The organism is Gayadomonas joobiniege G7, assembly GCF_000300815.1.
Classification (GTDB): domain Bacteria; phylum Pseudomonadota; class Gammaproteobacteria; order Enterobacterales; family Alteromonadaceae; genus Catenovulum; species Catenovulum joobiniege.
This window is the reverse complement of sequence record NZ_AMRX01000006.1, coordinates 964,470-988,368: the sequence shown is the minus strand read 5'-3', so window position 1 is coordinate 988,368 and position 23,899 is coordinate 964,470. Positions and strand designations below refer to the sequence as shown.

27 protein-coding genes are annotated in these 23,899 nt (G+C 40.7%); 23 read left to right on the top strand and 4 right to left on the bottom strand.

The window, feature by feature from the left end:
• The first annotated feature begins 40 nt into the window (after nt 1-40).
• Nucleotides 41-295 (top strand): FAD assembly factor SdhE, encoded by a 255-nt coding sequence (locus tag C727_RS0111690; RefSeq protein WP_017445834.1) that lies wholly within the window; start codon nt 41-43, stop codon nt 293-295.
• Complete coding sequence (locus tag C727_RS0111685; RefSeq protein ID WP_017445833.1) at nt 273-674, top strand: hypothetical protein; 402 nt, start codon at nt 273-275, stop codon at nt 672-674. The genes C727_RS0111690 and C727_RS0111685 overlap by 23 nt, the downstream gene beginning before the upstream one ends.
• Here C727_RS0111685 and nadB read toward each other — a convergent pair.
• Entirely contained in the window at nt 657-2,264 is a 1,608-nt protein-coding gene (gene nadB / locus C727_RS0111680) for an L-aspartate oxidase (protein ID WP_017445832.1), read from the bottom strand. The genes C727_RS0111685 and nadB overlap by 18 nt on opposite strands.
• A 188-nt stretch (nt 2,265-2,452) precedes the next feature.
• On the opposite strand from nadB, the gene rpoE reads away from it, so the two are divergent.
• The 4 genes from rpoE to C727_RS0111660 are packed head-to-tail and all read left to right on the top strand — an operon-like array spanning nt 2,453 to nt 5,151.
• On the top strand, nt 2,453-3,031 hold the full coding sequence (rpoE, locus tag C727_RS0111675) for an RNA polymerase sigma factor RpoE (RefSeq protein WP_017445831.1): 579 nt from the start codon (nt 2,453-2,455) through the stop codon (nt 3,029-3,031).
• A gap of 58 nt (nt 3,032-3,089) precedes the next feature.
• Nucleotides 3,090-3,704 (top strand): sigma-E factor negative regulatory protein, encoded by a 615-nt coding sequence (locus C727_RS0111670; RefSeq protein ID WP_017445830.1) that lies wholly within the window; start codon nt 3,090-3,092, stop codon nt 3,702-3,704.
• Nucleotides 3,705-3,753: 49 nt separating this feature from the next.
• Complete coding sequence (locus C727_RS0111665) at nt 3,754-4,692, top strand: MucB/RseB C-terminal domain-containing protein (protein WP_420196322.1); 939 nt, start codon at nt 3,754-3,756, stop codon at nt 4,690-4,692.
• 3 nt (nt 4,693-4,695) lie between these two features.
• Nucleotides 4,696-5,151 (top strand): SoxR reducing system RseC family protein, encoded by a 456-nt coding sequence (locus C727_RS0111660; RefSeq protein WP_017445828.1) that lies wholly within the window; start codon nt 4,696-4,698, stop codon nt 5,149-5,151.
• On the opposite strand, the gene C727_RS0111655 is transcribed toward C727_RS0111660, so the two are convergent.
• Both C727_RS0111655 and C727_RS0111650 read right to left on the bottom strand, forming a co-directional pair.
• Nucleotides 5,148-5,468 (bottom strand): hypothetical protein, encoded by a 321-nt coding sequence (locus tag C727_RS0111655; RefSeq protein WP_017445827.1) that lies wholly within the window; start codon nt 5,466-5,468, stop codon nt 5,148-5,150. The genes C727_RS0111660 and C727_RS0111655 overlap by 4 nt on opposite strands.
• 95 nt (nt 5,469-5,563) lie before the next feature.
• Nucleotides 5,564-7,600 (bottom strand): ATP-binding protein, encoded by a 2,037-nt coding sequence (locus tag C727_RS0111650; RefSeq protein WP_017445826.1) that lies wholly within the window; start codon nt 7,598-7,600, stop codon nt 5,564-5,566.
• 199 nt (nt 7,601-7,799) lie between these two features.
• On the opposite strand from C727_RS0111650, the gene C727_RS0111645 reads away from it, so the two are divergent.
• The 5 genes from C727_RS0111645 to C727_RS0111620 all read left to right on the top strand — a co-directional run bounded on the left by C727_RS0111645 (nt 7,800) and on the right by C727_RS0111620 (nt 12,853).
• Nucleotides 7,800-8,243 carry a hypothetical protein gene (locus C727_RS0111645; RefSeq protein ID WP_017445825.1) on the top strand — a complete coding sequence of 148 codons (444 nt, stop codon included), beginning with the start codon at nt 7,800-7,802 and terminating at the stop codon, nt 8,241-8,243.
• 173 nt (nt 8,244-8,416) lie between these two features.
• Nucleotides 8,417-9,109 (top strand): hypothetical protein, encoded by a 693-nt coding sequence (locus C727_RS0111640; protein WP_017445824.1) that lies wholly within the window; start codon nt 8,417-8,419, stop codon nt 9,107-9,109.
• 717 nt (nt 9,110-9,826) lie between these two features.
• Nucleotides 9,827-11,104, top strand: a complete 1,278-nt coding sequence (locus C727_RS18440; RefSeq protein WP_017445823.1) for a tyrosine-type recombinase/integrase — start codon at nt 9,827-9,829, stop codon at nt 11,102-11,104.
• A 156-nt stretch (nt 11,105-11,260) separates the two neighbouring features.
• On the top strand, nt 11,261-11,728 hold the full coding sequence (locus C727_RS0111630) for a hypothetical protein (RefSeq protein ID WP_017445822.1): 468 nt from the start codon (nt 11,261-11,263) through the stop codon (nt 11,726-11,728).
• A 435-nt stretch (nt 11,729-12,163) separates the two neighbouring features.
• Entirely contained in the window at nt 12,164-12,853 is a 690-nt protein-coding gene (locus C727_RS0111620; protein WP_017445820.1) for a hypothetical protein, read from the top strand.
• A 160-nt stretch (nt 12,854-13,013) separates the two neighbouring features.
• On the opposite strand, the gene C727_RS0111615 is transcribed toward C727_RS0111620, so the two are convergent.
• Nucleotides 13,014-13,859 (bottom strand): endonuclease I family protein, encoded by an 846-nt coding sequence (locus tag C727_RS0111615; protein WP_017445819.1) that lies wholly within the window; start codon nt 13,857-13,859, stop codon nt 13,014-13,016.
• A 76-nt stretch (nt 13,860-13,935) separates the two neighbouring features.
• Between C727_RS0111615 and C727_RS0111610 the strand changes: the two genes are divergently transcribed.
• The 12 genes from C727_RS0111610 (at nt 13,936) to C727_RS0111550 (ending at nt 23,846) form a co-directional block, all read left to right on the top strand.
• Nucleotides 13,936-14,640, top strand: coding sequence for a hypothetical protein (locus C727_RS0111610; protein ID WP_017445818.1), 705 nt, complete (start codon nt 13,936-13,938; stop codon nt 14,638-14,640).
• Between the two features lie 160 nt (nt 14,641-14,800).
• Nucleotides 14,801-15,037: a holin gene (locus C727_RS0111605; protein ID WP_017445817.1), complete on the top strand. Its 237-nt coding sequence runs from the start codon at nt 14,801-14,803 to the stop codon at nt 15,035-15,037.
• Nucleotides 15,027-15,440, top strand: a complete 414-nt coding sequence (locus C727_RS0111600) for an N-acetylmuramoyl-L-alanine amidase (protein ID WP_017445816.1) — start codon at nt 15,027-15,029, stop codon at nt 15,438-15,440. The genes C727_RS0111605 and C727_RS0111600 overlap by 11 nt, the downstream gene beginning before the upstream one ends.
• Nucleotides 15,427-15,978, top strand: coding sequence for a hypothetical protein (locus C727_RS0111595; RefSeq protein WP_017445815.1), 552 nt, complete (start codon nt 15,427-15,429; stop codon nt 15,976-15,978). Before C727_RS0111600 ends, C727_RS0111595 begins: the two co-directional genes overlap by 14 nt.
• Entirely contained in the window at nt 15,978-16,580 is a 603-nt protein-coding gene (locus C727_RS0111590; RefSeq protein WP_017445814.1) for a terminase small subunit, read from the top strand. The genes C727_RS0111595 and C727_RS0111590 overlap by 1 nt, the downstream gene beginning before the upstream one ends.
• A complete protein-coding gene (locus C727_RS0111585) occupies nt 16,573-18,108 on the top strand; it encodes a terminase large subunit (RefSeq protein ID WP_017445813.1) in 1,536 nt (511 codons plus the stop codon). Before C727_RS0111590 ends, C727_RS0111585 begins: the two co-directional genes overlap by 8 nt.
• Complete coding sequence (locus C727_RS0111580) at nt 18,108-20,051, top strand: portal protein (RefSeq protein WP_017445812.1); 1,944 nt, start codon at nt 18,108-18,110, stop codon at nt 20,049-20,051. Before C727_RS0111585 ends, C727_RS0111580 begins: the two co-directional genes overlap by 1 nt.
• A 354-nt stretch (nt 20,052-20,405) precedes the next feature.
• On the top strand, nt 20,406-21,287 hold the full coding sequence (locus tag C727_RS0111570; protein WP_017445810.1) for a hypothetical protein: 882 nt from the start codon (nt 20,406-20,408) through the stop codon (nt 21,285-21,287).
• A gap of 16 nt (nt 21,288-21,303) precedes the next feature.
• Nucleotides 21,304-22,230: a phage major capsid protein gene (locus C727_RS0111565; RefSeq protein ID WP_017445809.1), complete on the top strand. Its 927-nt coding sequence runs from the start codon at nt 21,304-21,306 to the stop codon at nt 22,228-22,230.
• Nucleotides 22,231-22,284: 54 nt separating this feature from the next.
• Nucleotides 22,285-22,647 carry a hypothetical protein gene (locus C727_RS0111560; protein WP_017445808.1) on the top strand — a complete coding sequence of 121 codons (363 nt, stop codon included), beginning with the start codon at nt 22,285-22,287 and terminating at the stop codon, nt 22,645-22,647.
• 10 nt (nt 22,648-22,657) lie between these two features.
• A complete protein-coding gene (locus C727_RS0111555; protein ID WP_017445807.1) occupies nt 22,658-23,302 on the top strand; it encodes a phage adaptor protein in 645 nt (214 codons plus the stop codon).
• Entirely contained in the window at nt 23,289-23,846 is a 558-nt protein-coding gene (locus C727_RS0111550) for a hypothetical protein (RefSeq protein WP_017445806.1), read from the top strand. The genes C727_RS0111555 and C727_RS0111550 overlap by 14 nt, the downstream gene beginning before the upstream one ends.
• The last annotated feature ends 53 nt before the right edge of the window (nt 23,847-23,899 follow it).

Sequence of the window (23,899 nt, the reverse complement as noted above, 5' to 3'; positions counted from 1 at the left end):
ATACTTAGACGACAAATAGATAACAAATAGGATATATTTTATGCAAAGTCAGGCCAGAACTCGATGGGCGTGCCGCCGCGGTATGCTTGAGCTAGACGTTATTTTAATGCCTTTTGTAGAAAAACATTATGCTGACTTGCCAGATCAAGAAAAGTTGACTTTTCAGCGTTTGTTAGAAGGGGACGATCCGCAACTCTTTGCTTGGTTTATGGGACATGAAAAATGTGAAGATGCCGAATTCGCGGCGTTGATTAAAAAAATTCATACGTTAAATGGCGCAATATTATCTGATTAAAAGTCGTCCCGGACGCTTAAAATCTTATTATGTTGGTGGATTATTTGCCGTAATGGCTTGGTGTCTGTTAATCGAAGTGAATCACCTTGGTCTGCTCTGTGGGGCTATGTTGGGATTATTAATTTTAACAATTGGCTTTATGCGGCAAATACAGCAACAACAAATCAGTTGTGATTATTATCTCAAAGTAGAAACTTTTAGAGCTTATTTTATGGTTGGTGACGAGCGTTTTTTAATTAATAAAAATTCTTGTTATCTAAATAACTGGATTTGGTTAAGGATGGGGCAAAAAAGTCTTTTGTTTGCCCCAGATATGTTAGATAAACAAGCGCAGAGTCGGCTGCGCCGAACCATAAAAATATTAAGAGTCGGGCACTAAAATGCTGGGTTTGGCATCTTTTGCAGTGTTTGGGTAATCCAAATTGTAATGCAACCCGCGACTTTCTTTTCGTTGCATTGCACATTTTACAATGAGCTCGGCAACATCTAATAAGTTTCTTAACTCAAGCAGGTTATTGCTGACTTTAAAGTTGGCGTAATATTCGTCAACCTCTTGTTGCAGTAGCTCTATACGCCTCAATGCGCGCTCCAATCGTTTGTTGGTTCGCACTATGCCCACATAGTCCCACATTAATAATCTAAGCTCGTGCCAATTATGCTGAATCACCACTTCTTCATCACTATCAGAGACTTTACTTTCATCCCAAGCTGGGATCGTGGGGAATTTAGACACATCAAAACCAGACTGAAGAATGTTGGTTGCAGCTGCTTCGGCAAATACCAAACACTCTAATAAGGAATTGCTGGCCATTCGGTTGGCACCATGCAATCCCGTATAGGCAACTTCACCAATGGCATAAAGGTTTTCGATATCTGTTTGCCCGTTTAGATTCGTCATGACCCCACCGCAAGTATAATGTGCTGCGGGTACCACAGGGATTGGACTTTTACTCATGTTAATCCCAAACTGTTTGCAGCGTTTATAAATGGTTGGAAAATGATGTTTAATAAAATCTTTAGGTTTATGGGTGATGTCTAAATACATGCAGTCTGCCCCTAAACGCTTCATTTCGAAGTCGATCGCTCGAGCAACAATGTCGCGTGGCGCTAATTCGGCTCTGTCATCAAAATCTGGCATAAAGCGACTTCCGTCCGGGCGAGTTAAATAAGCGCCTTCACCGCGCAGGGCTTCGGTTAATAAAAAGTTGCGGGCATCCGGGTGAAACAAACAGGTTGGATGAAATTGGTTAAATTCCATATTGGCGATCCTACAACCGGCGCGCCATGCCATTGCAATCCCATCACCGCTGGCGATATCTGGGTTAGACGTATATTGATATACTTTACTCGCTCCGCCAGTTGCCAAAATGACTTTAGCGGCTTTAATCACTTCAACTTGTTCGCTATCACGGTTCCAAACATAAGCACCATAAACTTGTTTATGAGCTTGTTTTAATTTTTTTGCAGTGATTAAATCAACTGCATTATAACGCTCAAATATACGAATGCTTTGATGTGATTTGGCACTTCGGATTAAGGTTTTTTGCACTGCTTTGCCAGTGGCATCGGCGGCATGTAGGATCCGTCTGTGGCTGTGTCCGCCTTCGCGAGTTAGGTGGTATTTTTGTTTACCATCTTCGCCGGGAATGGTGTCAAACGGTACCCCGTAACTGATTAAAGTTTCGAGGCTTTGTTTGGCCTTTTCCGCGGTAAAACGTACGGTTTTTTCGTCACATAATCCGGCACCGGCTATCAGAGTATCTTGCACATGAGATTCTATGCTGTCGTCCTTGTCAAATACTGCCGCTATTCCGCCTTGGGCATAATAGGTTGAACCTTCTTTAAGTTTAGCTTTACTTAACACTATAATATTGGCTTTGCTGGCTAATCGCAGGGCTAGAGTTAAGCCTGCGGCACCGGCACCAATAACTAAAACGTCACACTTGTGCTCATGCGGAGCTTGTTTCATAATCAATTTTCTTGCTGTTGGTTAAAGTGGGTCAGTGAGTTCACTAACAAGGGCTTTAGATATCGATTTTACAGATAAATAAAAATTTTAGAACTTTTTAAATCACTGTCGGTCTATTAGAGCATAAAACAAAACAATAGAATTTATTTTAGTACAAGATTTAAGTAGATACAGGAGCGCAGGTCATAATGAAGCCTGAGATTAGTGACCAACAATTGGTTGAACGAGTTCAGCGCGGCGACAAACAAGCGTTTAATCTGCTTGTGCAAAAATATCAGCACAAAGTGTCTAATTTAGTGTCTCGCTATGTTAAACACCCTGGTGATGTTGCTGATGTAGTGCAAGAAGCTTTTATAAAAGCCTATCGGGCGATCCCCGGTTTTCGCGGTGATAGTGCATTTTATACTTGGTTGTACCGAATTGCGGTGAACAGTGCAAAAAATTATATCGCATCACAAGCTCGCAAAGTGGCCGTAAACGATATTGATATTGGTGATGCTGAGTTTATCGATAGCGCAGATGCGCTAAGAGTGAATGGTTCACCGGAAGGACTCCTGATGTCGGACGACATTAAAAAAGTCATTTATAACACCATAGATACTTTGCCGGACGACTTAAAAACGGCAATTACTCTGCGTGAAGTGGATGGCATGAGCTATGAAGAAATTGCTCAGGTAATGGATTGTCCGGTCGGCACAGTGCGTTCAAGAATTTTTCGGGCGCGGGAAGCAATTGATAATAATCTGCAGCCTATGTTGGCTCGCTAATAATCTAGCTGTGCTGGGATCTTTAAATTAAATTTGTTGTTGGATAAGTGAAGAGAGTATGAATTCAAAACTGAAAGAAAACATTTCTGCTTTTGTTGACAATCAGTGTGATGATAATCATGTGATTGATAAGCTTAAGCAGGATAATAAAATGGCCGGATGTTTTGGCCGCTACAATCTCATCGGTGATGCCATGAGAAATGATTTACCGGCGCAAATTGACCTTGATTTATCGGCCAAAATCGCTGAAGCAATTGATAAAGAGCCTGTTGTTTTAGCACCTAATGCGAAACACAATGCAACCTTTAATGATTCCGCTGCACCAGCCCGGCGTAAAAATAATAAGGTCATTTCGATTTTTCGACCTGCAATGCAATATGGGTTAGCTGCTTCATTTGCTGCCGCTTTAGTGGTTGGTTTGCAGGTTGATTCATCTGATAGTCCGGTTGAGGTACCTAAACCACTGATTCAAACTTTACCTGTTGGGGGTAATCTAGACCCAGTTAGTATGCAGCAAGTTGAAACCTACCCACAGGTATCTTCGTATGATGCCGAGCGTCAGCGTCAGCGAATTAACAGTTATATTATGGATCATGCTCAACAACTTAAGGTGCGAGAAGTTGCAACCCGTGATACGCTAGACCTATCTCAGGAACCAGTAACTCAGCATTAAGCGCAGCATGCTAAAATATTCATTATCCAATATAAGCCACCTCACCACTTTGGTCAGGTGGCTTGTTTTTTCCTTGTTGTTTTCTTTTTCATTACAGGCCGAACAGACAAACGGTGCTAAATGGATAAAAAAAATGCAACAAGCAGTAAAAAAACTCAATTACGAAATGTCTTTTGTCGTTGTCAGCGGCAATAAAGCGACCCCTTGGCGGTGGTTTCATGGCCTCGTTGATGATAAAGAAATAGAAATATTAACGGCATTAAATGGTCCGGGTCAGCAAATGATCCGTGTTGGTGATGTTGTTACTTACCTACAGCCAGAAGAAGCCGCTTTTAGCATTAAAGGTGCTATTGCCGATAGTCCGTTGCCCGAAGTATTGTCCGCTGATCCCAAAGTGATTCAAGCATCATACGATTTACATGTCGTTGGAAAAAGTCGAGTTGCTGGATTACCCGCACGATTAATTAGAATTTTGTCACGCCAAGATGATAGATATCATTATTGGATTTGGGTGCATGAAGAGACCGGATTGATGTTAAAATCAGCTGTGGTTTCCAATGAAGGTGAGGTGTTAGAGCAAATTCAAGTGTCTAACTTGCAGGTGACTGAAGAGAGTAATGTACTAATTAATGAAGTTGCTGAAGCTGATTTGCCCGAACCTTACTCTGTCAAAAAACGTAAAACGATGGCAGACTTAGATTGGCAGATACATTGGGTGCCAAAAGGCTTTAGTCCGGTAAAACTCGATCGTCACTATTTATTAGGAGGACGAGAAATTGTTGATTATATGATGCTGTCGGATGGTATCGTATGGTGTTCCATCTATATGCGGCCGTTAAATCAACAAGAAAGTATTCAGCCAATGATGTTAAACTCTGGCGCAATTACCTATTTATCGCTACCCATGCGGCAACACGAAGTGACGTTAGTGGGTAAAATTCCGCCGCAAACGGCTGAGCGGTTATTAAATTCGATTCGCTGGAAATAAACCATGTTGTATGAAAAAGCCCGTGTGTTAGAACGGTATGACAGCCAATTAATTTGGGTTGAAACGCAAATTAAAACCACTTGTTCAAGTTGTCAGCATAACTCTGAATGTGGCACGGGTTTATTGGCAAGGGCGATGACGCGACGAAAAAACCAGGTATTAGTGGTTTGTGAAAAGGAGGTTGTTGCCGGTGAAGAAGTGACTATCGCTGTGAGCGAAGACAATCTGGTTTCTGGAGCCGGTTATCTGTATGGCGTACCGTTATTTTTATTGATGGCGAGCTTGATTTCAGGTGGTCAGTTATTTGCAAATGAATTGCTTTTGCTTGCTTTCAGCGCACTTGTAACCGGCAGTGGGTTACTTTTAGTTAAAGCATTTTTAAATCGAACCAGCGCCAAACGAGCACTACCGTCGGTAGTTGACAAATTACCTTCTGTGCAAATAGAGTGCCCGAATTAAGTCGTTTTATCTGTTGTGGTTTGGTTAGGTGAATCAATGTATATGTTGTCTGGATGATCAGCAATCGTGTAAGCAACGCCCATTAAACGCGCTTCGTGGTATTTAGCTTTAGCCGTGTCTGGATATTTTAGAATTTGTTCGCGTGAAACTTCTAATTCACCGTAGCAGTGCTCAATCTCATAACCCAAAGATCGCACTTGAAGCTGGCCATTAATGCGTGCGCCTTGAAGGGTAATATCACGCAGCCAAACATCCATATAGCAGCTTTTGTTCTGATTACGAGCAGTCACCCGATAGAAAATAACAAATACATCCATTTTAAGTGCCTCAAATTAAACGTTAATCCTAAGTGGCAATGTATAATCTACGCTTTCAGTATGGCAGAAAAAGGTTAAATTAACAGGCTAATCTGTCAGTTATTTTTTTGTTTATTTAATATTACCGCTAAGATGGCTTGAGCTAACTTTGGCTGTTGAATCGGTTTGCTCAAAAATATATCCATGCCCGCATTCCGGCACTCTAATTTATCCGCTTCGGATGTATTGGCGGATAAAGCGACTATTTTTGCGTGGGGCGGCAACAAAGCATCAGTACGTATGGCTTTGGCGGCTTCAGGTCCCGTCATTTCTGGCATGACGCTATCCATAAACACCAGATCATAAATGTTTTGTTTGCATTTATTGTAGGCATCTAATCCATCCACAGCAAAGTCACATTGAATGTTAAATTTTTGCAGAGATGCCTCTAATACCAAACGATTTATCTCGTTATCATCAACCACTAAAGTTGATAACTTTGCGGCGCCAACCAATAGTTCATCATCGACTTTTTGCTTAATGGATAGCGTTTTTTCTCCGTGTCCTTGCGGTAGCTTCAATTTAACACTGAAATTAGACCCATGACCATAAGTGGTGGTGACTTGAATGTCGCCATCCATCATATCTAAAAGCTCTTTAACGATAGACAAACCTAAACCAGTACCACCAAAGCGCGCTGTAATATTATCATTACCCTGACTGAATGGTTTAAATAACGAATTTAACGTATCAGTTTGCATACCTATGCCTGAATCTTGAACACTAAAGGTCAATTGATGAAAATCATTTTTTTTACTGACGTTGGCTGTTAAAACAACTGTGCCTGACTCTGTGAATTTTATAGCGTTGCTAAGCAAGTTAGAGATAATTTGGCTTAACCGTGTGGGATCAGAATACACATAACATTCATTATCTATCTTGAGTTCAGTTTTGAAATTTAGGTTTTTATTGATAGCCAGTGGCATAAATAACGAAGTTACATCTGCAAATACCCGTTTCAGCGGAAAATGCGCATACTCTAGTTTTAATTCACCGTGATGTATTTTAGAAAAATCTAAAACATCATTCACAATAGAGAGTAATACGTCTGAGCTACGTAGGGCGACCTTTAACTTTTTTGCTAGTTGCTGGGGATCTTGCTGTTTATCGAGTGCGGCGACCAGCATGCCAATAATGCCATTGAGTGGGGTGCGTATCTCGTGGCTGATTTTAGCGATAAGCTGAGTTCTTTCTAATAACAAAAATTCAGCATCATTTTTTTGCTGCTCAATTTTAGCACGAAGCGCAACTGACTCAGAGACATCTTGAAAGGTACCAAATAAACGAACGCACTCACCATTCACAAACTCAGCTTGACCACGGGCGCAAACCCACATGTGTTTTCCTTTTGCGCCAATAAATTTGACCTCTAAATTCCAAGGTGTGCCATTATTAATACCTTCTTCAACCGCAGCTGTGATGCGCTCTCGGCTGCCGTCTTCTGGAAAAAAGTTAACTGCTTGTTCTAAATTTGGCTGGTAGTCGGGCGCTACTTGATGAAGTGCTTTTGTTTTCGGACTCCAATAAATTGTATTTGATAATAAATTAACTTCCCAAGTGCCAATATTAGCAACAGATTCTAACTTATTAAGACTTTGTGATTGTTTGCGTAATTGCTGAATATAGGACAGACGAGCCAACTCCGAGCCTAACCAAAGCGCAAACAACTCGATATAATCGATAGACTCTTCACTGAATGTTTGGCTTGGTTCGACAGCGCTGAAATTCACAGTACCATAAATGTTATTGTCTACGATTATCGGGGCGCCTATGTATGATTCAAGTTTAAATTCTTGGTAACAAGGGTGACGGGCAATTTCACTCGTGCTCGCTTGGTTAAAATACAAAGCGTGTCCCGCATTTAAGGTATGCACACAATAGGTGTTTTCAACGTCAAACTGGGTGCCAACCTCTACCTCGTTATTATGGCAAGCAACATACTCGACGAAATACACAGAGTTTTCGATTTTGCTAATAATACCAATGTCTAGATCAAATATTTGCAAACCTAAAACTAATAATTGATCTGCTTTTTCTTTGAATGTAAGTGATTGATTCGTTGAGATATTATGAAACTGCCTTAAAACACGCATACACTCCGCCAACAAAGTTAAAAAGATACCTCAAGTAAAGCAGAGTTAATAATCAAACGCTAGTCTTGGCACTCTTAAAAGACTAAAAGAAGACTGTAAATTAAAAAGTTGTTTAATAGTTTGTACATGTAATTTTATTTGATTATATTCAATTTAAAGTATTTACGCGTTTGTAACAATAAGGAAAAACACAGTAGCAATGAAGCGATTGACTAAATACCTAAATGACACAATTAGTTGGATTTTTTTGGGCCGGCCGCGGCAGCAATGTTCCTCAGCTTCAATTCAAAAACAACTGCTGGATCATGCTTGTTTATTAGAGTCGTTATTAAGCCAAATAGAAATTGCTAGCTTGCATTCTAAAAGCAAAACTGACATTTCGCCTTTGACGTTAAATTTAGAACACTTGTTACCTCAACTTAAAATCTTTTGCAGCGACTCTAAAAACATTAACAAAGAAAATTTGGGGCAATTAAATACTTTGTTAGCGCGAATAAATTTTGAGTACCAGTTTCATTTTAAACACCTAAGGTCCGAATCGGGCGAAGCCAATATAGACATTATGAATTTTGTATTAATTGATCGAATATCATCACACAAAAATACGGTAGAAAGGTTAATTAGACTGATAGAGAGTTTATAACATCAATTTGTGACAGACTGCTAAGGTTTACAGATAAGTGCGACCATTTACCAAAACAAACTTATATAATTGTCAGTAAAATATGGCAATTATATGGTCAGATAAAAAAGTGTTAAAATTCTGTTGAACTTGGCCGATAAAGGATGAATAACAAAAATAAGGAATTTTTACCTATGAAAGTTACTAAGTTTATTCAACTTGATAATCTGCTCAAAGCTTGCGGTTATTATTTGTTGATGCCAGCTATTATACTTTTGTTAGCTGCTGTGATTGAAATTTTGGTTCATAGCGAGTTTCTGGCGTGGGATAGAGCGCTAAAACTTGAAAACAGCTTAATATTTTTTATTTCACTTATCGGCTCTGGGATAATCGTATTGGCTTCGGTTTCTTTTGTCTCTTATTTCAGAAATCGCAATGCTTCGATACAAATTTATAAAACTCAGTTGTTTCTTGATGTAATAAAAAATATTGATGAGTTAGAAAAGTCTTTTGAGTCGTCAATTGCCCAAAGTTTAAATAATACAGATGCCGCCGCAGCGATAGCAAAAAATAAAACACTCAAATTAAAAGTTCAGCTTGAGTTAGAAAACATTGTTTTGTTTTTCCCCAACTCCGCCACCCTTATTGATGCCAATAAACAGCTTGATCGGCTGTTTTTTCATTACGAATATCTTATTTTTGTTGCCCAAAAAGCCTTGTCGGATAGCAAGCGTATGACAGATACGCAACAAACCGAAGCGTTTGAAAAGCAGCAACATGCGAGCAATTTAGTCAATAATTTTGATTTACATCCAGACAAATTAGAGTTACGCAAACATTTTGCCCAATTAAAAAAAAGCTTAATGAGCAGTTATCACAAGGGATAGCAGGATAGTTCGTTGGTTGACGCTTACGTTGACTGGGTGGTCTGGCTCTGTTTAACTTAAAAATTCTAAAATAAGTCAGAAATAAATTGTTTTATAAATTAAGGTGGAGTTGACTCTTCAATAAACGCCTTGCGAATTGTCGCTGCCAATATTGACAAGTCAAAAGACCTCGAGAAGCTAAACACTAAGATCAAACTCTGGTTTTCAAAGGTTTGGGGTCAGTAGAGAGTTGGAAGATAGTTATATATTTAATTTTTATTGATATATCAACCCCATTCATGAAACGAATAGTAAATGTCTCTTTATAGTATTGAGTATATAAGTATAATGCATGAATTATTTTATAACGTAGAATCGTGCTATTTAAAATAAAATCGCTGTTTTAAGTTTTGTGTAAATCAGTGTGTAGATCAGTACGGTTTTTTAAGAGTAAACGAGCTTTAAAATTGAAAAAATTCAACAAGATACGTAACTTCTCTATTATTGCGCACATAAATGATGTTAGCTAAATTATATTAAATTAAATCGCGTTATTTCGCGTCAAAACATTTGTAAGCTTTTGTTTTATTGATTATTTCTGATAGTTTCAAACTCTAGTTAGTTTTAAATCGTGTTAGATAGCACATTTCAAACTGTGTAGACCAGTGTGTAGATCACGAGTGATCTCACCTCGGTTAGCCGACCGATCTACACAAAATAACCAGAGGACCAATAAAAATGCCGCTTACAGACGCGTGGCTAAAGTCAGTCACAAATAAAAATCACCCCAAACGTATTATCAAATCAGACCGAGATTCAATGTCTGCACGTGTATCAAAAAATGGTGTGGTTACATTTCAACTAAGATTCCGTATAGCAAACCCAGCCAGGGCTAGAGGATATGAAGAAGTCTGGTACGATATAGGCAATTATCCAGAATTGACATTAAAACAAGCCAGAGGGATGGTTTCAGAGGTTAAGGCGTGGGTTAAAAAGGGCATCGATCCACGCAAAAAGCGTTTAGGAGACAAGCTGAGTAACCAGAATCAACTCACCGTATCAGAGGTTTGTATCTTGTGGTACGAAAAAAGCGCCAAACAAACCAAAAAACGCCACACCCAAGTCATCCGACGTTTCGAAAACTGGATATTCCCCAAATTGGGAAAGTTGTATTGGGATGATATTAATCTCAATACCTGGTTAGATTTATTGGAAGGTATAAAAAATAAACGCGAAGCTACGAGCGCAACTATTGCCACTGAATTGAGACAGTGTGCTACATGGTGTGAGAGACGTGAATTAATTAAAACAAACGTTCTAGTTAATGTCACACCGGCGTTTATCGGAGCAAAAAAAGTTAAACGCGATCGAACATTGAGTAAAACGGATATTTACTATGCGTTATTAGCTTCCGAGGAGTCGAATATGGCGACGAAAAATAAATTATTTTTTTACCTCTGTTTATTTTTTGGTTGTCGAGCGTCGGAGCTAAGATTGGCTGAGAGAAATCACTTTGATTTCGACTCGATGACCTGGACTGTACCACCTGAGTTGAACAAGATAAGCCGCTCGACAAATCCGCAGCCGATAATCAGGCCTTTGATTAAAGAGATCGTTCCGTACATTCAAGCCGCATTTAATATTTCTGATTCAAAACGCTGGATGTTCACAAAAGACCGAAATAAGGGCCCGAACCCAGAGCCTTGTGCAGAGAATTTCCAAATTTCATTGCCTTATGGAATTGTTCAGTATTGCTTGCGCCGATATAAATATACTCTCGAACATTTTACAATTCATGACTTGAGACGAACGGCCCGTTCTAATTGGTCTGAGTTTGTGCAATTGCCGGCAGCCGAAAAAATGTTGGGGCACAAATTTGGTGGTGTTATGGAGGTTTACGACAGATACAACTATATGAACGAAATGCGAGAGGCATACACCAAGTGGTTCTACAAGCTTGAAGAAATAAAATTAGGTGCAGACAATGTAACTTTTTTAGTACAGCAGAATGGCTAGCTGTTCACGATCTGATTGATCAAAATCCTCGGCACACTGTTGATAAAATACCGTTTAATTGTGTTGCTTCTAAAGCTGCGCACAATTATAGTGTCCTTAATATATTGAAATGGAATATCTTAGATACATTTCTTACGGGCAACGGATTTCTATTGAATGAAAAGATTAGCGCAACTTTTGAAAAAGCAATTTATACGACAAGTTGTACCTAAAGAAGAAAAGTTGGATATTGAGCGAATTTTATCGCGTGCGGAGAGTCATCAAGAGCAGGTGAAAGATTTACATCAGCAGCTCATCGTGGGACAGTTAGTTTTGGTTGAAGCGGGTGAGCTTGAAAATTTAAATAAGAGCTTGTTAATTTTAATTAGAGGCTTAGAAGAGTTTATATTTAAAAATGAGGAAATATTAAGTTCTTATTCTCTATATCCAGCAATGCTGAGCTTAAAAATTAAGCTCAATTTCGAATATAGCTTTCATTTTAAAGATTATGAAACAAAGAAAAGTCAAACCAGTCTGGATGTAATTGATTTTCTTCTACTTGACCGGATCGAAGCCCATCAAAAAACCGTTAGTTTGACTGTCGGTGAGTTAAAAAGAATCGGGTTGATTTTTTACAGCCCTTAGAATAGCTATACGCGCGTCTGTATCTAAGAGACATATGCTGTATAAAAACTGAGTAAAAAAGGGAGCATTAGGATTCTCGGCTAACCATGCATTCCCACCACTTAATTTGAATCGAATGTTGCGCTTGAATAATATACCCTCAGAAATGTGCACAACCATCATTTGACTCTCAAACTTCTCGTTATCAGTGAGTACTATTGATCTATATATTTCGGCAATGGCTTCAAGTTCATACTCGTTTACACCTAAAGATAATCGGTTATGATTTTTGCTCATTTATATCCCTATAGCTATAGTTAAATGTCGCACGACTAAGAATGATTCTGAGATTTTAGCTTTCTATTATTATAGACCGAGTTCACAAAAAGAATAAACCCTTAACATTAATGTTAGCCTGCCGATACAATATCTGACTTAAGGGAAACGGAATGATTTATGAAAAACGGTATTTTTAAACAGATCGACGGATGGTTGGAGCGCTACTGCAAAATATTTTTAGGTTTTTGGGTGCTTATTGCCCTGTTAGTGGGGGTAGAGTTTGCAATACGCAGGGATTTTGACGCAACTATATCTGTCCTGAGTTTTAGCTTCAGTTGTGTTTTAACGGTGAGTACGCTTTCATTTTTTGGCGTGATAGCTTTTTCGTTTTTTAAACTACGAAAAAAATCAATTAATCGTTTTGAGGTAAATCTGATGCCGGATCTAATTAAGGACGTTGATAGTCTAGAAGCTGCATATACAAGAAGCATAAAGAATATATTGATGGGGCAGCCTTGCGAGCAGTCCCTTGATAGCTTGGAAGTGTGTAAATCAAGAATTATTCTCAACTTGGAATTTATCAAAGATGCTTCTAAAGAAACTGAAATTATTGAAGCTTCACGTAAGCAGCTGGAAGTAATTGCGTGCCAATTTGATTATCTAATCTATACAGCTAAAAATGCTGTCGCATATAGTAAATCTAACGAGGATGATTCAGACGAGCTGGGCCCTGAGCGAGCACGGTATTATCAATCTTTAATTGATAATTTTGAGTGTCACCCTGACCACAAAGAGCTAAAGTCCCATTTTGAGCGATTAAAAGAGGGGCTTAAGCACGTACACCTTTCTAAATCTAACAGTCCGTAAATACCTAAAAGTTCCGTCAATCAGGTCTGCCAAAGTAATGAGCTTGAAAGCCTCAGAAGTCGTATGGTTTATGCGAAATCGTCGGCTGAGAATATTTTGTTAGGTCTAGTAGAATGTCGCCCAATATTAAAAAAACTATTGGACGAGCGTTAGGTTGATTTTAATTAGAGCAGGCTGTTGATACGAATGGGTTAGAATTGCCTTGGACCGCTTTGATTCTGGCATCACGAGCACATTCTTCAGCATCAACCGGATCTAATTTGTCCCATTCGCTAAAAAGCTTCACTTCGTCGTTGGTGATAGGAAATTTATACATTGCGTGCATATACTTGTAAATGCGTGCTACGTTTCCTTTAATGCTATCTGCAGGCTCAGCTAGATCTGTTGAAAAATCAACTTCGAAATCACATGCTCCGTAAGCTCTCGGTTCTTGCGAGACAATTCCATACTTCCGGTTTGAGCGATCTCCATTTAATTCGCCTACAGCTGGAACCAGGTTATGTAAGTCGTTGTGGGCATTTTTGAACCATGGGACCAACTTATACGCGCAATCTCTGCCTGACAAATACTTGCCATTAGATTTTTTACATTCGCTGTACGTATTTTTATCTTTCCATTCAGGTAAATGGCCAGCCATTAGAGATGCAGGCACAACGTGCTCCCATTCGACTCTGCTTGCACGTGCATTGGGCTTGCCTGAGCTAGTTGTTGCTTTTCTAGGTGTGTATCCACAAGATTGCGGCATAATCATTGATTCGGTCTTATTGCCATCGCCGTCATAATCTTGCGTGTCATCGAACACTATGTCACAGCTGCAGTAGAACGATTTTAATGAATCCTTATAAATCGTATATTCAGCAATATCTTGTGCTTTGTCGAAACTAGACGCATACGTGATTTTAGTCGTATCAAACTCGATGCTTTCATCTTGTGAAGGGGCAATCGCTTCTTCGCCATTGCAGCCCGCAAGTAAAACAAGTGCCGCAGTAAAAAGGGTTAATCTCATATCTTCATTAGCTCAATAAACTCTGTTAACTTATATTAATTCAGTAGGGAAAAACTGCAATTATTAGGAATGAAAATTGAGTAAACTCAGGCACATTTGGCAATCAATAAAAAGTTTTGTTGAAGATGATGTTTCGTATTTTGGTGTTCTTGTCTCGCTGATATTGGTAGGGTTTGTTTTAGCTTTTTGCTTTGCAGAGATAGTTTCAGAGGGCAAATACCACGTATCAGTAAGCATAGATTTTAACAGTCTCGCTGCTTTTTTCGGAGCAGTGTTTACTGGTGGATTGCTATTTGCTTCCTTTAAGGCATTGAATAGTTGGAAAAATCAGAATAAGCACAATCACAAAGCTGAGCTTACTTTTAAGACACTTGAGTTATTGAGAGACTTGGAATATTCGCATAGGACATATATAAAGGCTCTTTTCCAAGGTGAAGATTCCGCTTGTGAATATGGCGAGTATCAAATAACTGAGCGGAAATTTATATCTGCGGTAGGTGATCTTCTGTTAATTTGTGGTCCTGCAGTAGAAAATTTAATATTTAAAGAAGAAATAGAAAATATGTTTTCTAGACTGGACTGTTATAAGGGCGCAGCTCAAACCGTGTATTACAAAAGCGAGTATTGCTCCCACAAAGATTCTTCAGATTTAACTCCTTTGCAATTATTAGTATTGAAACAGAGGCTTTGGGACGACTATTCAAGAACTCAAATAAGACAGCTATCAAACGAAATTTTTCTAGATCTTCAGAGTAGGTTACGCAAAGTTTATATAGCTTAGTCTAAGAGCACTTGAATTCCCCCCGAATTTAATATACGATTTTTCTATCTTGGGACTAAAACCCATAAATAAATTTTATAGCCTCGCTTTCGCGGGGCTTTTTCGTTTCTAAAGGCCGCTGTTTGCGGCTTTTTTTATATCTAAAATTCGGCCGAGGTAAATGTCAGCACAAGAGATTGCAACAAAAACAACTTATGCAGCTAGCGCAGCAACGACTATTGTAGCCGGGCTAGATTTCAATGAGTTGATTATGTTGTTAGGGATGTTGATTGCACTTGCAGGATATCTCACCAACCTATTCTTTCAATGGCGAAAAGACAAACGCGAGTCTCGTGTTGCTGAATTTTCCATTGCTCAAGCTAAAGCGCGAATCCAGGACCAGAAAAATGAATATTAGCGACGTTAAGTATATTGTTATCCATTGCTCTGATACACCAAATGAACGTGAGCATACAGCGGCGGATATTCACCGCTGGCACAAGGAAATGGGTTGGGACGGTATTGGCTATCATTTTGTGATAGGTCGTGGTGGCGCTGTTGAATATGGCCGTCCTATATACTGGCCTGGTGCGCATGTTAGAGGGCACAACCATGAATCGATTGGAGTTTGCTTGGTTGGCCGAGACGAGTTCAAACAACCTCAGTTGTCATCTCTTAAATCGTTAGTTAAAGCATTGAGAAATAAATTCAATCGTGCACGCGTGGTAGGGCACCGCGAATTAGACAGTGCTAAAACTTGTCCGAACTTTAATGTTCAGGAATGGTTAACTGCCGTGGAGTCGCTAAATGAAGATTTTTGATGTAATCGCGGATGTTGGTAGTGCAGCCCTATCAAGCCATCCGTTGGGTGCTTTAGTTATGACCGCTATCAATGCATTCTTGCCGGACGGTGACAAATTGCAGTTGTCGGACAGCGGTGACATAGCCGTGAGTAAAATCGATCGGTTAGATTTACAAGCTCAAATTGAGCTATCTAAATTAGATTTGGAGCGAACTAAAGAGCAAGCTGATGCCGACAAATACAAAGCAATGTGTTCTGCCGATGCACAAGAAACTCGGGCAAAAATAGTGAATAAAGCAATGAATGCTTTGATTGGTCTATCGATCGTATTTGTATTATCCGTTGCTTATGTATATGGCACATCTGGGGCTGATTTAGCGTTCAGCTTCGAAATGGCTACTGTGTTTATTACCGTATCTGGCACGTTTGCTTATGTGGTCCGTGCATATTTTGGCGATCTAAGAAATGAAACGCAGTCCCGTCACGCATCAATTAATGGCTTGAAAGCACCTAGCAAAGGATTGGCTGGAATTATAGAGGCAATAAAGAGCAAGTAATGGCGTTAAGTCAGAAGGGTGCAGCTTTTGTCGAATATGTATTAGCCGACGAAAAGTTAAATGCGTATAAAGCAGCCATAAAAGCCGGCTATGCTGAAACGACTGCGAAAAAATGTTCGTATCAATGGATACAAGACGACAAAAACAAGTGCACGGAAAATTATTGGCCGATTTGGGAAGCATATCAGGCTGCAAAAAAGGCGCGTAACGAGCGAAATAATATAGACGCTGATTATGTGTTGAGGCGGCTCATTGAAATAGATGAAATGGATGTTCTGGATATCATGAATGATGATATGACTTTAAAACCCCTCAATGACTGGCCCAAAGCATGGCGTACAACAGTCACTGGCATTGATGTTATGGAGATTGCTCATTTAAGCGACGTTGATAAGACAGAAGCCATGCTTAAAAAAATTAAATGGCCAGATAAAGTTAAGAATTTGGAGCTTCTTGGCAAACACGTATCTGTTCAGGCATTCAAAGATAAGCATGAGATTGATGGCGATTTAACAATGAATCTTATCTCGGAAATATCAGCACGCAATGCTGAGCAGCAAAGAAGCCCACTGCCGCAGGATAATATAACCCCAAATGGTTGATATGGCTGTGCCTGAAATGAGTGAAGCTGAACTAAAAGCGAAGCTTACCGATTGGCTTTGGCGTATCAATAATTTGTACTACATCACCGACAAAAATGGCAACAAAGTGCTGTTTCAGATGAACCCCGCACAGTCTTTCTTTTTTCAATATATGTGGTTTAGAAACATTATACTGAAAGCTCGGCAGCTTGGCTTTACGACATTTATGATGATCTTCATGCTAGATGCAGCATTATTTGTCGATAACACCAAATGTGCCGTCATAGCTCATGCGAAGGACGATGCAAAACGCTTGTTTCGTGAAAAGATAAAATTCGCTTATGACAATCTGCCCGCGTCAATTAAAGCAATGATGCCGGCTAAAAATGACTCGGCAGGTGAACTTGTTTTTGCAAATGGCTCAAGTATCACAGTGGGGACATCGTTTAGGGGTGGCACATTAAAATATTTGCACATATCTGAGTTTGGTAAAATTTGTGCCAAATACCCTGAAAAAGCCCGTGAGATTGTGACCGGTGCTTTCGAAGCGGTCGGCCTTAACTGTGTTATCACTATCGAAAGTACGGCTGAAGGTAAAGGCGGGTATTTTTACGAGTACAGTACAGAAGCAGAAAACAATCAGAAATCTGGTCGAGAATTGACTCGGCTCGATTGGGAATTTTTCTTTTATCCCTGGTACCAAGACCCTAACTATTCGATCGAAAGCAATCTGCCTATTGTCGAGCGACTACAAACATACTTCGTTGAACTTGAATCTAAATTAGGCATCACGCTAACAAACGGTCAAAAGCAGTGGTATGCAGCAAAAGAGCGCGTTTTAGGCGCCGATATGAAGCGTGAGTATCCAAGCACCCCAGCAGAGGCGTTTGAACAAGCGATTAAAGGGGCATATTACGCCACGCAATTCGACAAAATATACCGGGAAAATCGAATTACAAGGGTACCGCATGAAACATCTGCTCAGGTCCATACTTTTTGGGATTTGGGCGTTAGTGACTATATGAGCATTTGGTTTGTTCAGCTAGTCGGGCGCGAATATAGAGTCATCAATTTTTACCAAAATCACAGCGAAGGCCTCAAACACTACATCGATCACTTATCTGAGTTAGCAATTAAGCATGGTTATTCGTATGGTATTCATGTGGCGCCACATGATATCGCGCAAAGAGAGTTAACAACCGGGTTATCTCGCCAAGAACAAGCTGCAAACATGGGCATTAACTTTGAAATTGCGCCGAGGTTGTCAGTCATGGATGGGATTGAGGCGGTTCGATCTGTCTTGGGTCTTTGCTGGTTTGATGAAACGAAGACAGAAACGGGCGTTGCTGGGCTTACGAATTACCGAAAAGCTTGGGATGACAAGCTAGGCACTTGGAAGGGTTATCCGCTGCACGATGAGCATTCTCACCCAGCAGACGCATTTCGAACATTCGCTGTATCGGTCAGATTACTACAAGATCTAATGTCACATAGCTACGCATCTGCAAGTTATGTGCAGGACGACAGCACAGATCAAGGTTGGGACTAATGGGTATATTGCTTAAAGCAAACGCGGCACAGTTGCAGCAACAAGATGAAGCACGCATGAGAAATGACGTGGAAATGTCACGGCCACCGACTATCAATATATCGAGTCTGGCAGCACATGTGCAGCAATGTTGGGAGTCAGCGAAAGCGAACAAAATTGAAATTACTACGCGATTAATTGATTGTTTGTATCGCAAAAAGGGGGAGTATCCACCAGAAAAGCTGAAACAAATACAAAAGGCAGGCGTGACGACAATTTATATGCAGGTTACTGGGAACAAATGCAGAGCTGCCAAAGCTTGGTTAAGCGATTTGTTCAGTCCAACAGGAGATCGGCCATTTACGCTTGAGCCAACACCCATTAGTGAGCTTCCTCCGGAAATTGAACAGGCTTTGGTAGAGCAAGCAATTGCCGGTGCGCAGCAATACGGTGTGCCAATGGAGCAAGTTGAAATGCTGTTAGAGCAGCACGAAGAGCGGCTGAAACAAGAACTCAAAGAAGAAGCTGAAGGACGGGCCGAAAAAGCTTCTGAATATATCGAAGACATGTTAGTTGAAGGTGGTTGGCGTAGTGAGTTTGCCGCTTTTATAGATGATGTCACAACATTTCCTGCAGCAATATTAAAAGGCCCAATCTTGCGTTTTAAGCGGCAGTTGAGCTGGGTTGAGGGGCCTGATGGTGAGTATATTCCACAAATTAGTCGCAAGATAGCGAGGGAATTCAAGCGTGTTAGCCCCTTTGACTTCTATCCGGCGCCAAGTTCGTCGCGTATCAATGACACCTGGTGTATCGAGCACGTTAGATTTACGGCATCCGAACTAACTGGGTTGAGAGGTGTTAAAGGTTATAGTTCGAAAAATATTGCAAATGTTTTAATTGAACACAGATATAACGGTTTACGCGAATGGGCATTTGGCGATAGTGAACGAGAACTACTAGAGCAACGCCGACAAGTATATGATGATCACGAAATTATTGATGGGTTAGAGTTTTGCGGCAATGTATCTGGACGCATGTTGCTTGAACATGGCATGTCGCCAGAAATAGTGACAGATCCATTAGATGAATATCCGGTGAGTATCGTTTTGATAGGTAATTTTGTGATAAGAGCAATGATTAACCCTCATCCAACCGGAAAATCTTATTATTACAAAGCTTGCTGGGAAACGGTTCCGGGTTCCTTTTGGGGCAAAGCACTGCCTGAAATCATGGCCGATACTCAGGATGCTGCAAACGCAGCAGCCAGGGCTTTGATTAACAATATGTCTATGGGCTCAGGACCCCAAGTAGCAGTGGATTCCTCAGCAAGACCAGCGGGCGAGATCTCAAGTAAAATTGTGCCATGGAAGGTGTGGTATTTTGATGGAAATAAATCTAAAAATGCCGGCGTCAGTTTCTTTCAACCTGAATTGAAAGCGAATGAGTTGCTACAAGTTTATGAACGTTTTGTCAGATACTCCGACGAGATAACTGGTCTGCCAAGCTATGCGTTCGGGAGCGATCAAGGAGCAGGGGCAGCTAAAACAGCCAGCGGTTTATCTATGTTGATGAACGCATCGAGCAAAACCATTAAAGAGGTCGTTCGAAACGTAGATATCGGGGTTATTGAGCCACTTGTTGATTTTGTTTATGTCACTCTGATGTTAGATCCAGAAATTCCAAAAGACGCGAAAGGGGATGTGAAGTGCAAAGCGCGTGGTTCAGATAGCTTAGTTCACAAAGAGTCTCAGCTTTTACGCCAGCAAGAATTATTACAAATGACAGCCAATCCGATTGATATGCAGATATTAGGGATGGAGGGCCGTAGAGAGCAATTACACGAGGTTTATAAAAATGGCTCTATCCCAGCAGATCGCATTGTACCAACCCGCGAAGAATTAGAGCAAAGATTGCAACAACAGATGCAACAGGGGCCAAGCGAGGTGCCAAATGCTAATCAATAAACTTACAGCAGATGAAATTAACGTTCTAATCAGATTTAAAAGCAGTCGTTCTCAACCGTATGAAGTTTTACTCAAGACGATTAACGCGCAGATTGAAGAAGCAAAGGAGGGTCTTGTATACGCAGAGGGCGGCGATATACAGATTGAACAGGGGAAAGTTAGAGCGCTCATACAGCTAAAAGACTGTTTAGATTCGCCTGAATCCTTTTCTACCACAGAGGATTGAGGGGATCACAAACTGAGTGAATTCAAAGGTCGCAAGAGCGGCCTTTTTTTATACTCAAATTTCAACCCACGTAAACACTGCGAGAACACTGCAAAGCAACTCACGCAACTTACAAGTAGGTAAAAAATATGAATAGTAGAATTGAACAAATGGAAGCTGAAGCGGATGCGATGATTCAGCAAATGGGTAACACTGAGCAATCAACTACCACTGACGCAGAGCCTTCGCAAAGTGAAACACCGGACAAACCGACTTCACTAGATCCTCAGCAAATGCCCAAGCCGAGCCAAGATAATACCTGGGAACATAGATATCGTATTTTGCAGGGCAAGTACAATAAAGAAATCGGCGAGCTGAACAATCGAGTCAAGCAGTTGGAGTCTGATAATCAAACGCTCAGGCAGAAAGCTGAAGTCCAAACTCAATCAAATGAGAGTTCTGAAGGTGATTTATCTTCTGAATTTGGTGATGATTTTGATCGAGCAGTTGAGTCTAAAGCAAGACGCATAGCAGATGAACGCGTGAAGGCGTTAGAGCAAAAGTTTGAAAAGCACTTTCAACAACAACCGGTTCAACAGCCGTCTGGCCAAGATGCCAAGATAGCTGAAATTGCAAACTTGCTCAGTCAAAAGGGTGTTAACTTCCAGCAAACTGATAGCGATCCATTGTTTCACGATTATTTGAGACAAACCGATCAACGCAGTGGTTTAACATTGCATCAGTTGCTATCGCATAATTTCAACTCGGGCAACATCCAACAAGCCGCTCAATTTTACTTAGATTATGCGCAGCAAGCGCAACCAAACACAAAGAGCAACCCACTTGAAGAAAGTATTGATGCCCACAGACAGTCTGAAATGCCAGACAGTATGACGAACAATACCTATACACCAGAGCAGATCGGTCAGCTAATCGCTGATAACGAAGATGCGTTAGTTCAAGGCAAGATCACCCAAGTCGAGTACGAAAAACGTGATCGTGAATTATTTGGGTTGCTCAATAGAAGATAATCTATTGGAGTAAATTATGCCGTTTCCTAAAGCACCAAGCATGCCAAACGTTAGTGCTGGCAGTGCATCTAGCTTCATTCCGCAGATTTGGAGTCAAAAATTAAACGCCAAGTTTTACATGCATACAATGTATCGTGAAATTTGTAACACGAACTGGGAAGGAGAAATAAAAGATCACGGTGATGAAGTGATCATCCGCAACCTTGCCGACATTACCATTAACGATTACGTAAAAGGTCAAGATCTGGATTACGAAGATCCAGAAAGTACCCATGTGACATTGAAGATCGATCAAGGCCACTATTTTGGTTTCAAACTAACTGATGTTGATAAAACGCAGTCCGATTTGAAGCTGATGAACCAGTGGGCTGACGATGGCGCTGAAAAAATGAAAATTCGTGTAGATGCCAATGTGCTGGGTTCGGTTTATGCCAATGCGGGTAGCATGAACGCTGGTGCTGCGGCTGGTGCGGATAGCCAATCTATCAATTTGGGTACGTCTGGCACACCGATGGAATTAACTAAGCTGAACATTGTAGATTTCTTAGTTGAAAATATCGGGGTTTGTTTAGATGAAACCGACACGCCTGACACTGATCGCTACATTGTGTTGCCACCATCGTTATGCGCTCGAATTAAAACGTCTGAGCTTAAAGATGCATCATTGACAGGTGACGGCAATTCAACCTTGCGTACCGGCAAAATCGGCATGATCGATCGTTTGCACATCTATAGCTCGCGCAACTTGAATAAGACAGCTGGTGGTGTCTACGACATTATGTTTGGCCATAAGTCTGCAATAACTTTTGCCCATCAAATCACCCACATGGAAACGCTACGCAACCAAAAAGACTTTGGTGATTTGGCGCGTTCATTGTTTGTATATGGCTTTGAAGTTGTAAAGCCTGAACAGCTCGGTCACGGCGTGGTATCGCTGGGGTAATTCGCGTAAAAATAAAGCGGCTTCGGTCGCTTTGTTATTTTTTGGAGTTCAATTATGTCTACAAATTATTTTAAAAACAAAGATGGCCGGGTCTTTCCCAAAACCCGTCACTTGATTAGAAATCAGGCCAAATTGGGATTAATTGAATGTGGCGTTGATGAAGCACGCGCATACGAAGCTTCCAATCAGCGAGAGTCCGATGACGTAAATGCATTGAAAGCGCGGATTGCCGAGTTGGAAGATCAACAAGCAGGCTCTGGTCATAGCGCTAAACTAGCGAAGCTACCAGACGGTGTTGATGAAGTTGATGCAGAGCGCTTGGTAGACAATGAAGATAAGCCAAGTCCCGATTTAACTCCGGCACAAAAGGCCGTCGAAACTCGACGAAAAAACCAAGCGGCTAAGGCCAATAAGTAAAGGGTGAAGCATGGCGACAATTAAAGTAGTTGATGTGATAGAGCGAGCTCGGGAAATATCACAGGACAAGACCAATATTTCTTGGTCCAATGACGAGTGGTTGATGTGGTTCAATGATGCTGTTTTAGCTGTCGTCAATGCTCGCCCTGACTCGCTAATCAATAATGGCGAGATATCCACTGTAGCAGGTAGTAAGCAATCGATACCCGATGACGGTATACGCTTCATTGATTTGGTTCAAAACATTGATAGTGGTACACCAATTCGTGCCATTTCGCGCAGACAATTAGACGATCAAGTTCCAGCATGGCATAAAAAGTCAGGGACAGAAGTACATCATTTCGTTTTCAATCCGGTTGATCCAAAGAATTTCTATATCTACCCCCAACCCCAAGTAGGGCACAAGCTTGAAATTATGTATTCTATCGCGCCAACGAGTGTTGAAATTTCTGATTATGAAGCTGATACAACCGTATTGCCAGTTGATGACGTTTACCTAAACCCAATTTTAGATTTGATGTTATATCGAGCGTACAGCAAAGATGCTGACTACGTTGAAAATCAGCAGCGGGCCATTGCACACCAGCAAGCAGCATACAACGCGCTTAATATTAAATCTCAAAGTGATGGTGGGGTAAATAATGCAAATAGCTGATATGCGTTATTTGGTAACGCCATATTGTCCTAATGTACCGGTCTATGTTTTCGAGCAAGCTTTTTTAGAGTGCGCCCGTGATTATTTTCATAACACTCATGCTTACGAGTCAACTCAAACGATGAACACTGTCATTGGTCAGTTCGAGTACTCGGTTCAATCTAGCGTGGATGAAACAAGCATTATTCAGGTAAATGACATTCGCAACGAAGGTGGGGATTCAGTTCAATTTGTATCAATTGGCCAGGCTAAATTTAAATTAATTGAGCAGCCTCTGGAAATAAAGCCCCTCACTTTAAGTGTTATATTGCGCCCGACGATCTCAGCTAGCGAGATGAACGATGGGGAATTTGAAGAAAATGAATATGCGCTACGCGTTGGAACCGTTGCGAAGTTAAAGCAGCAAATTGGATCTGATTGGTACGATCCAAAGGGCGCAGTAAATTTTGAGAGAAAGTACCAACTGGCCATTGGTGCTAAAAAGAATGAAATAGCAAATCGATACAACCATCAGATTTTTGAATTAGCGGGGCCTATTATCTAATGGTGACTAGGTGGTATAGAACCGGCACAGTAACACTATCCGAGCTTTCAGAT

Bases quoted from the DNA above. Each gene is read 5' to 3' on its own strand.
- C727_RS0111690 (WP_017445834.1), top strand. From the start codon at position 41: ATGCAAAGTCAGGCCAGAACTCGATGGGCGTGCCGCCGCGGTATGCTT.
- C727_RS0111685 (WP_017445833.1), top strand. From the start codon at position 273: ATGGCGCAATATTATCTGATTAAAAGTCGTCCCGGACGCTTAAAATCT.
- nadB (WP_017445832.1), bottom strand. From the start codon at position 2,264: ATGAAACAAGCTCCGCATGAGCACAAGTGTGACGTTTTAGTTATTGGT.
- rpoE (WP_017445831.1), top strand. From the start codon at position 2,453: ATGAAGCCTGAGATTAGTGACCAACAATTGGTTGAACGAGTTCAGCGC.
- C727_RS0111670 (WP_017445830.1), top strand. From the start codon at position 3,090: ATGAATTCAAAACTGAAAGAAAACATTTCTGCTTTTGTTGACAATCAG.
- C727_RS0111660 (WP_017445828.1), top strand. From the start codon at position 4,696: ATGTTGTATGAAAAAGCCCGTGTGTTAGAACGGTATGACAGCCAATTA.
- C727_RS0111655 (WP_017445827.1), bottom strand. From the start codon at position 5,468: ATGGATGTATTTGTTATTTTCTATCGGGTGACTGCTCGTAATCAGAAC.
- C727_RS0111650 (WP_017445826.1), bottom strand. From the start codon at position 7,600: ATGCGTGTTTTAAGGCAGTTTCATAATATCTCAACGAATCAATCACTT.
- C727_RS0111645 (WP_017445825.1), top strand. From the start codon at position 7,800: ATGAAGCGATTGACTAAATACCTAAATGACACAATTAGTTGGATTTTT.
- C727_RS0111640 (WP_017445824.1), top strand. From the start codon at position 8,417: ATGAAAGTTACTAAGTTTATTCAACTTGATAATCTGCTCAAAGCTTGC.
- C727_RS18440 (WP_017445823.1), top strand. From the start codon at position 9,827: ATGCCGCTTACAGACGCGTGGCTAAAGTCAGTCACAAATAAAAATCAC.
- C727_RS0111630 (WP_017445822.1), top strand. From the start codon at position 11,261: ATGAAAAGATTAGCGCAACTTTTGAAAAAGCAATTTATACGACAAGTT.
- C727_RS0111620 (WP_017445820.1), top strand. From the start codon at position 12,164: ATGAAAAACGGTATTTTTAAACAGATCGACGGATGGTTGGAGCGCTAC.
- C727_RS0111615 (WP_017445819.1), bottom strand. From the start codon at position 13,859: ATGAGATTAACCCTTTTTACTGCGGCACTTGTTTTACTTGCGGGCTGC.
- C727_RS0111605 (WP_017445817.1), top strand. From the start codon at position 14,801: ATGTCAGCACAAGAGATTGCAACAAAAACAACTTATGCAGCTAGCGCA.
- C727_RS0111600 (WP_017445816.1), top strand. From the start codon at position 15,027: ATGAATATTAGCGACGTTAAGTATATTGTTATCCATTGCTCTGATACA.
- C727_RS0111595 (WP_017445815.1), top strand. From the start codon at position 15,427: ATGAAGATTTTTGATGTAATCGCGGATGTTGGTAGTGCAGCCCTATCA.
- C727_RS0111590 (WP_017445814.1), top strand. From the start codon at position 15,978: ATGGCGTTAAGTCAGAAGGGTGCAGCTTTTGTCGAATATGTATTAGCC.
- C727_RS0111585 (WP_017445813.1), top strand. From the start codon at position 16,573: ATGGTTGATATGGCTGTGCCTGAAATGAGTGAAGCTGAACTAAAAGCG.
- C727_RS0111580 (WP_017445812.1), top strand. From the start codon at position 18,108: ATGGGTATATTGCTTAAAGCAAACGCGGCACAGTTGCAGCAACAAGAT.
- C727_RS0111570 (WP_017445810.1), top strand. From the start codon at position 20,406: ATGAATAGTAGAATTGAACAAATGGAAGCTGAAGCGGATGCGATGATT.
- C727_RS0111565 (WP_017445809.1), top strand. From the start codon at position 21,304: ATGCCGTTTCCTAAAGCACCAAGCATGCCAAACGTTAGTGCTGGCAGT.
- C727_RS0111560 (WP_017445808.1), top strand. From the start codon at position 22,285: ATGTCTACAAATTATTTTAAAAACAAAGATGGCCGGGTCTTTCCCAAA.
- C727_RS0111555 (WP_017445807.1), top strand. From the start codon at position 22,658: ATGGCGACAATTAAAGTAGTTGATGTGATAGAGCGAGCTCGGGAAATA.
- C727_RS0111550 (WP_017445806.1), top strand. From the start codon at position 23,289: ATGCAAATAGCTGATATGCGTTATTTGGTAACGCCATATTGTCCTAAT.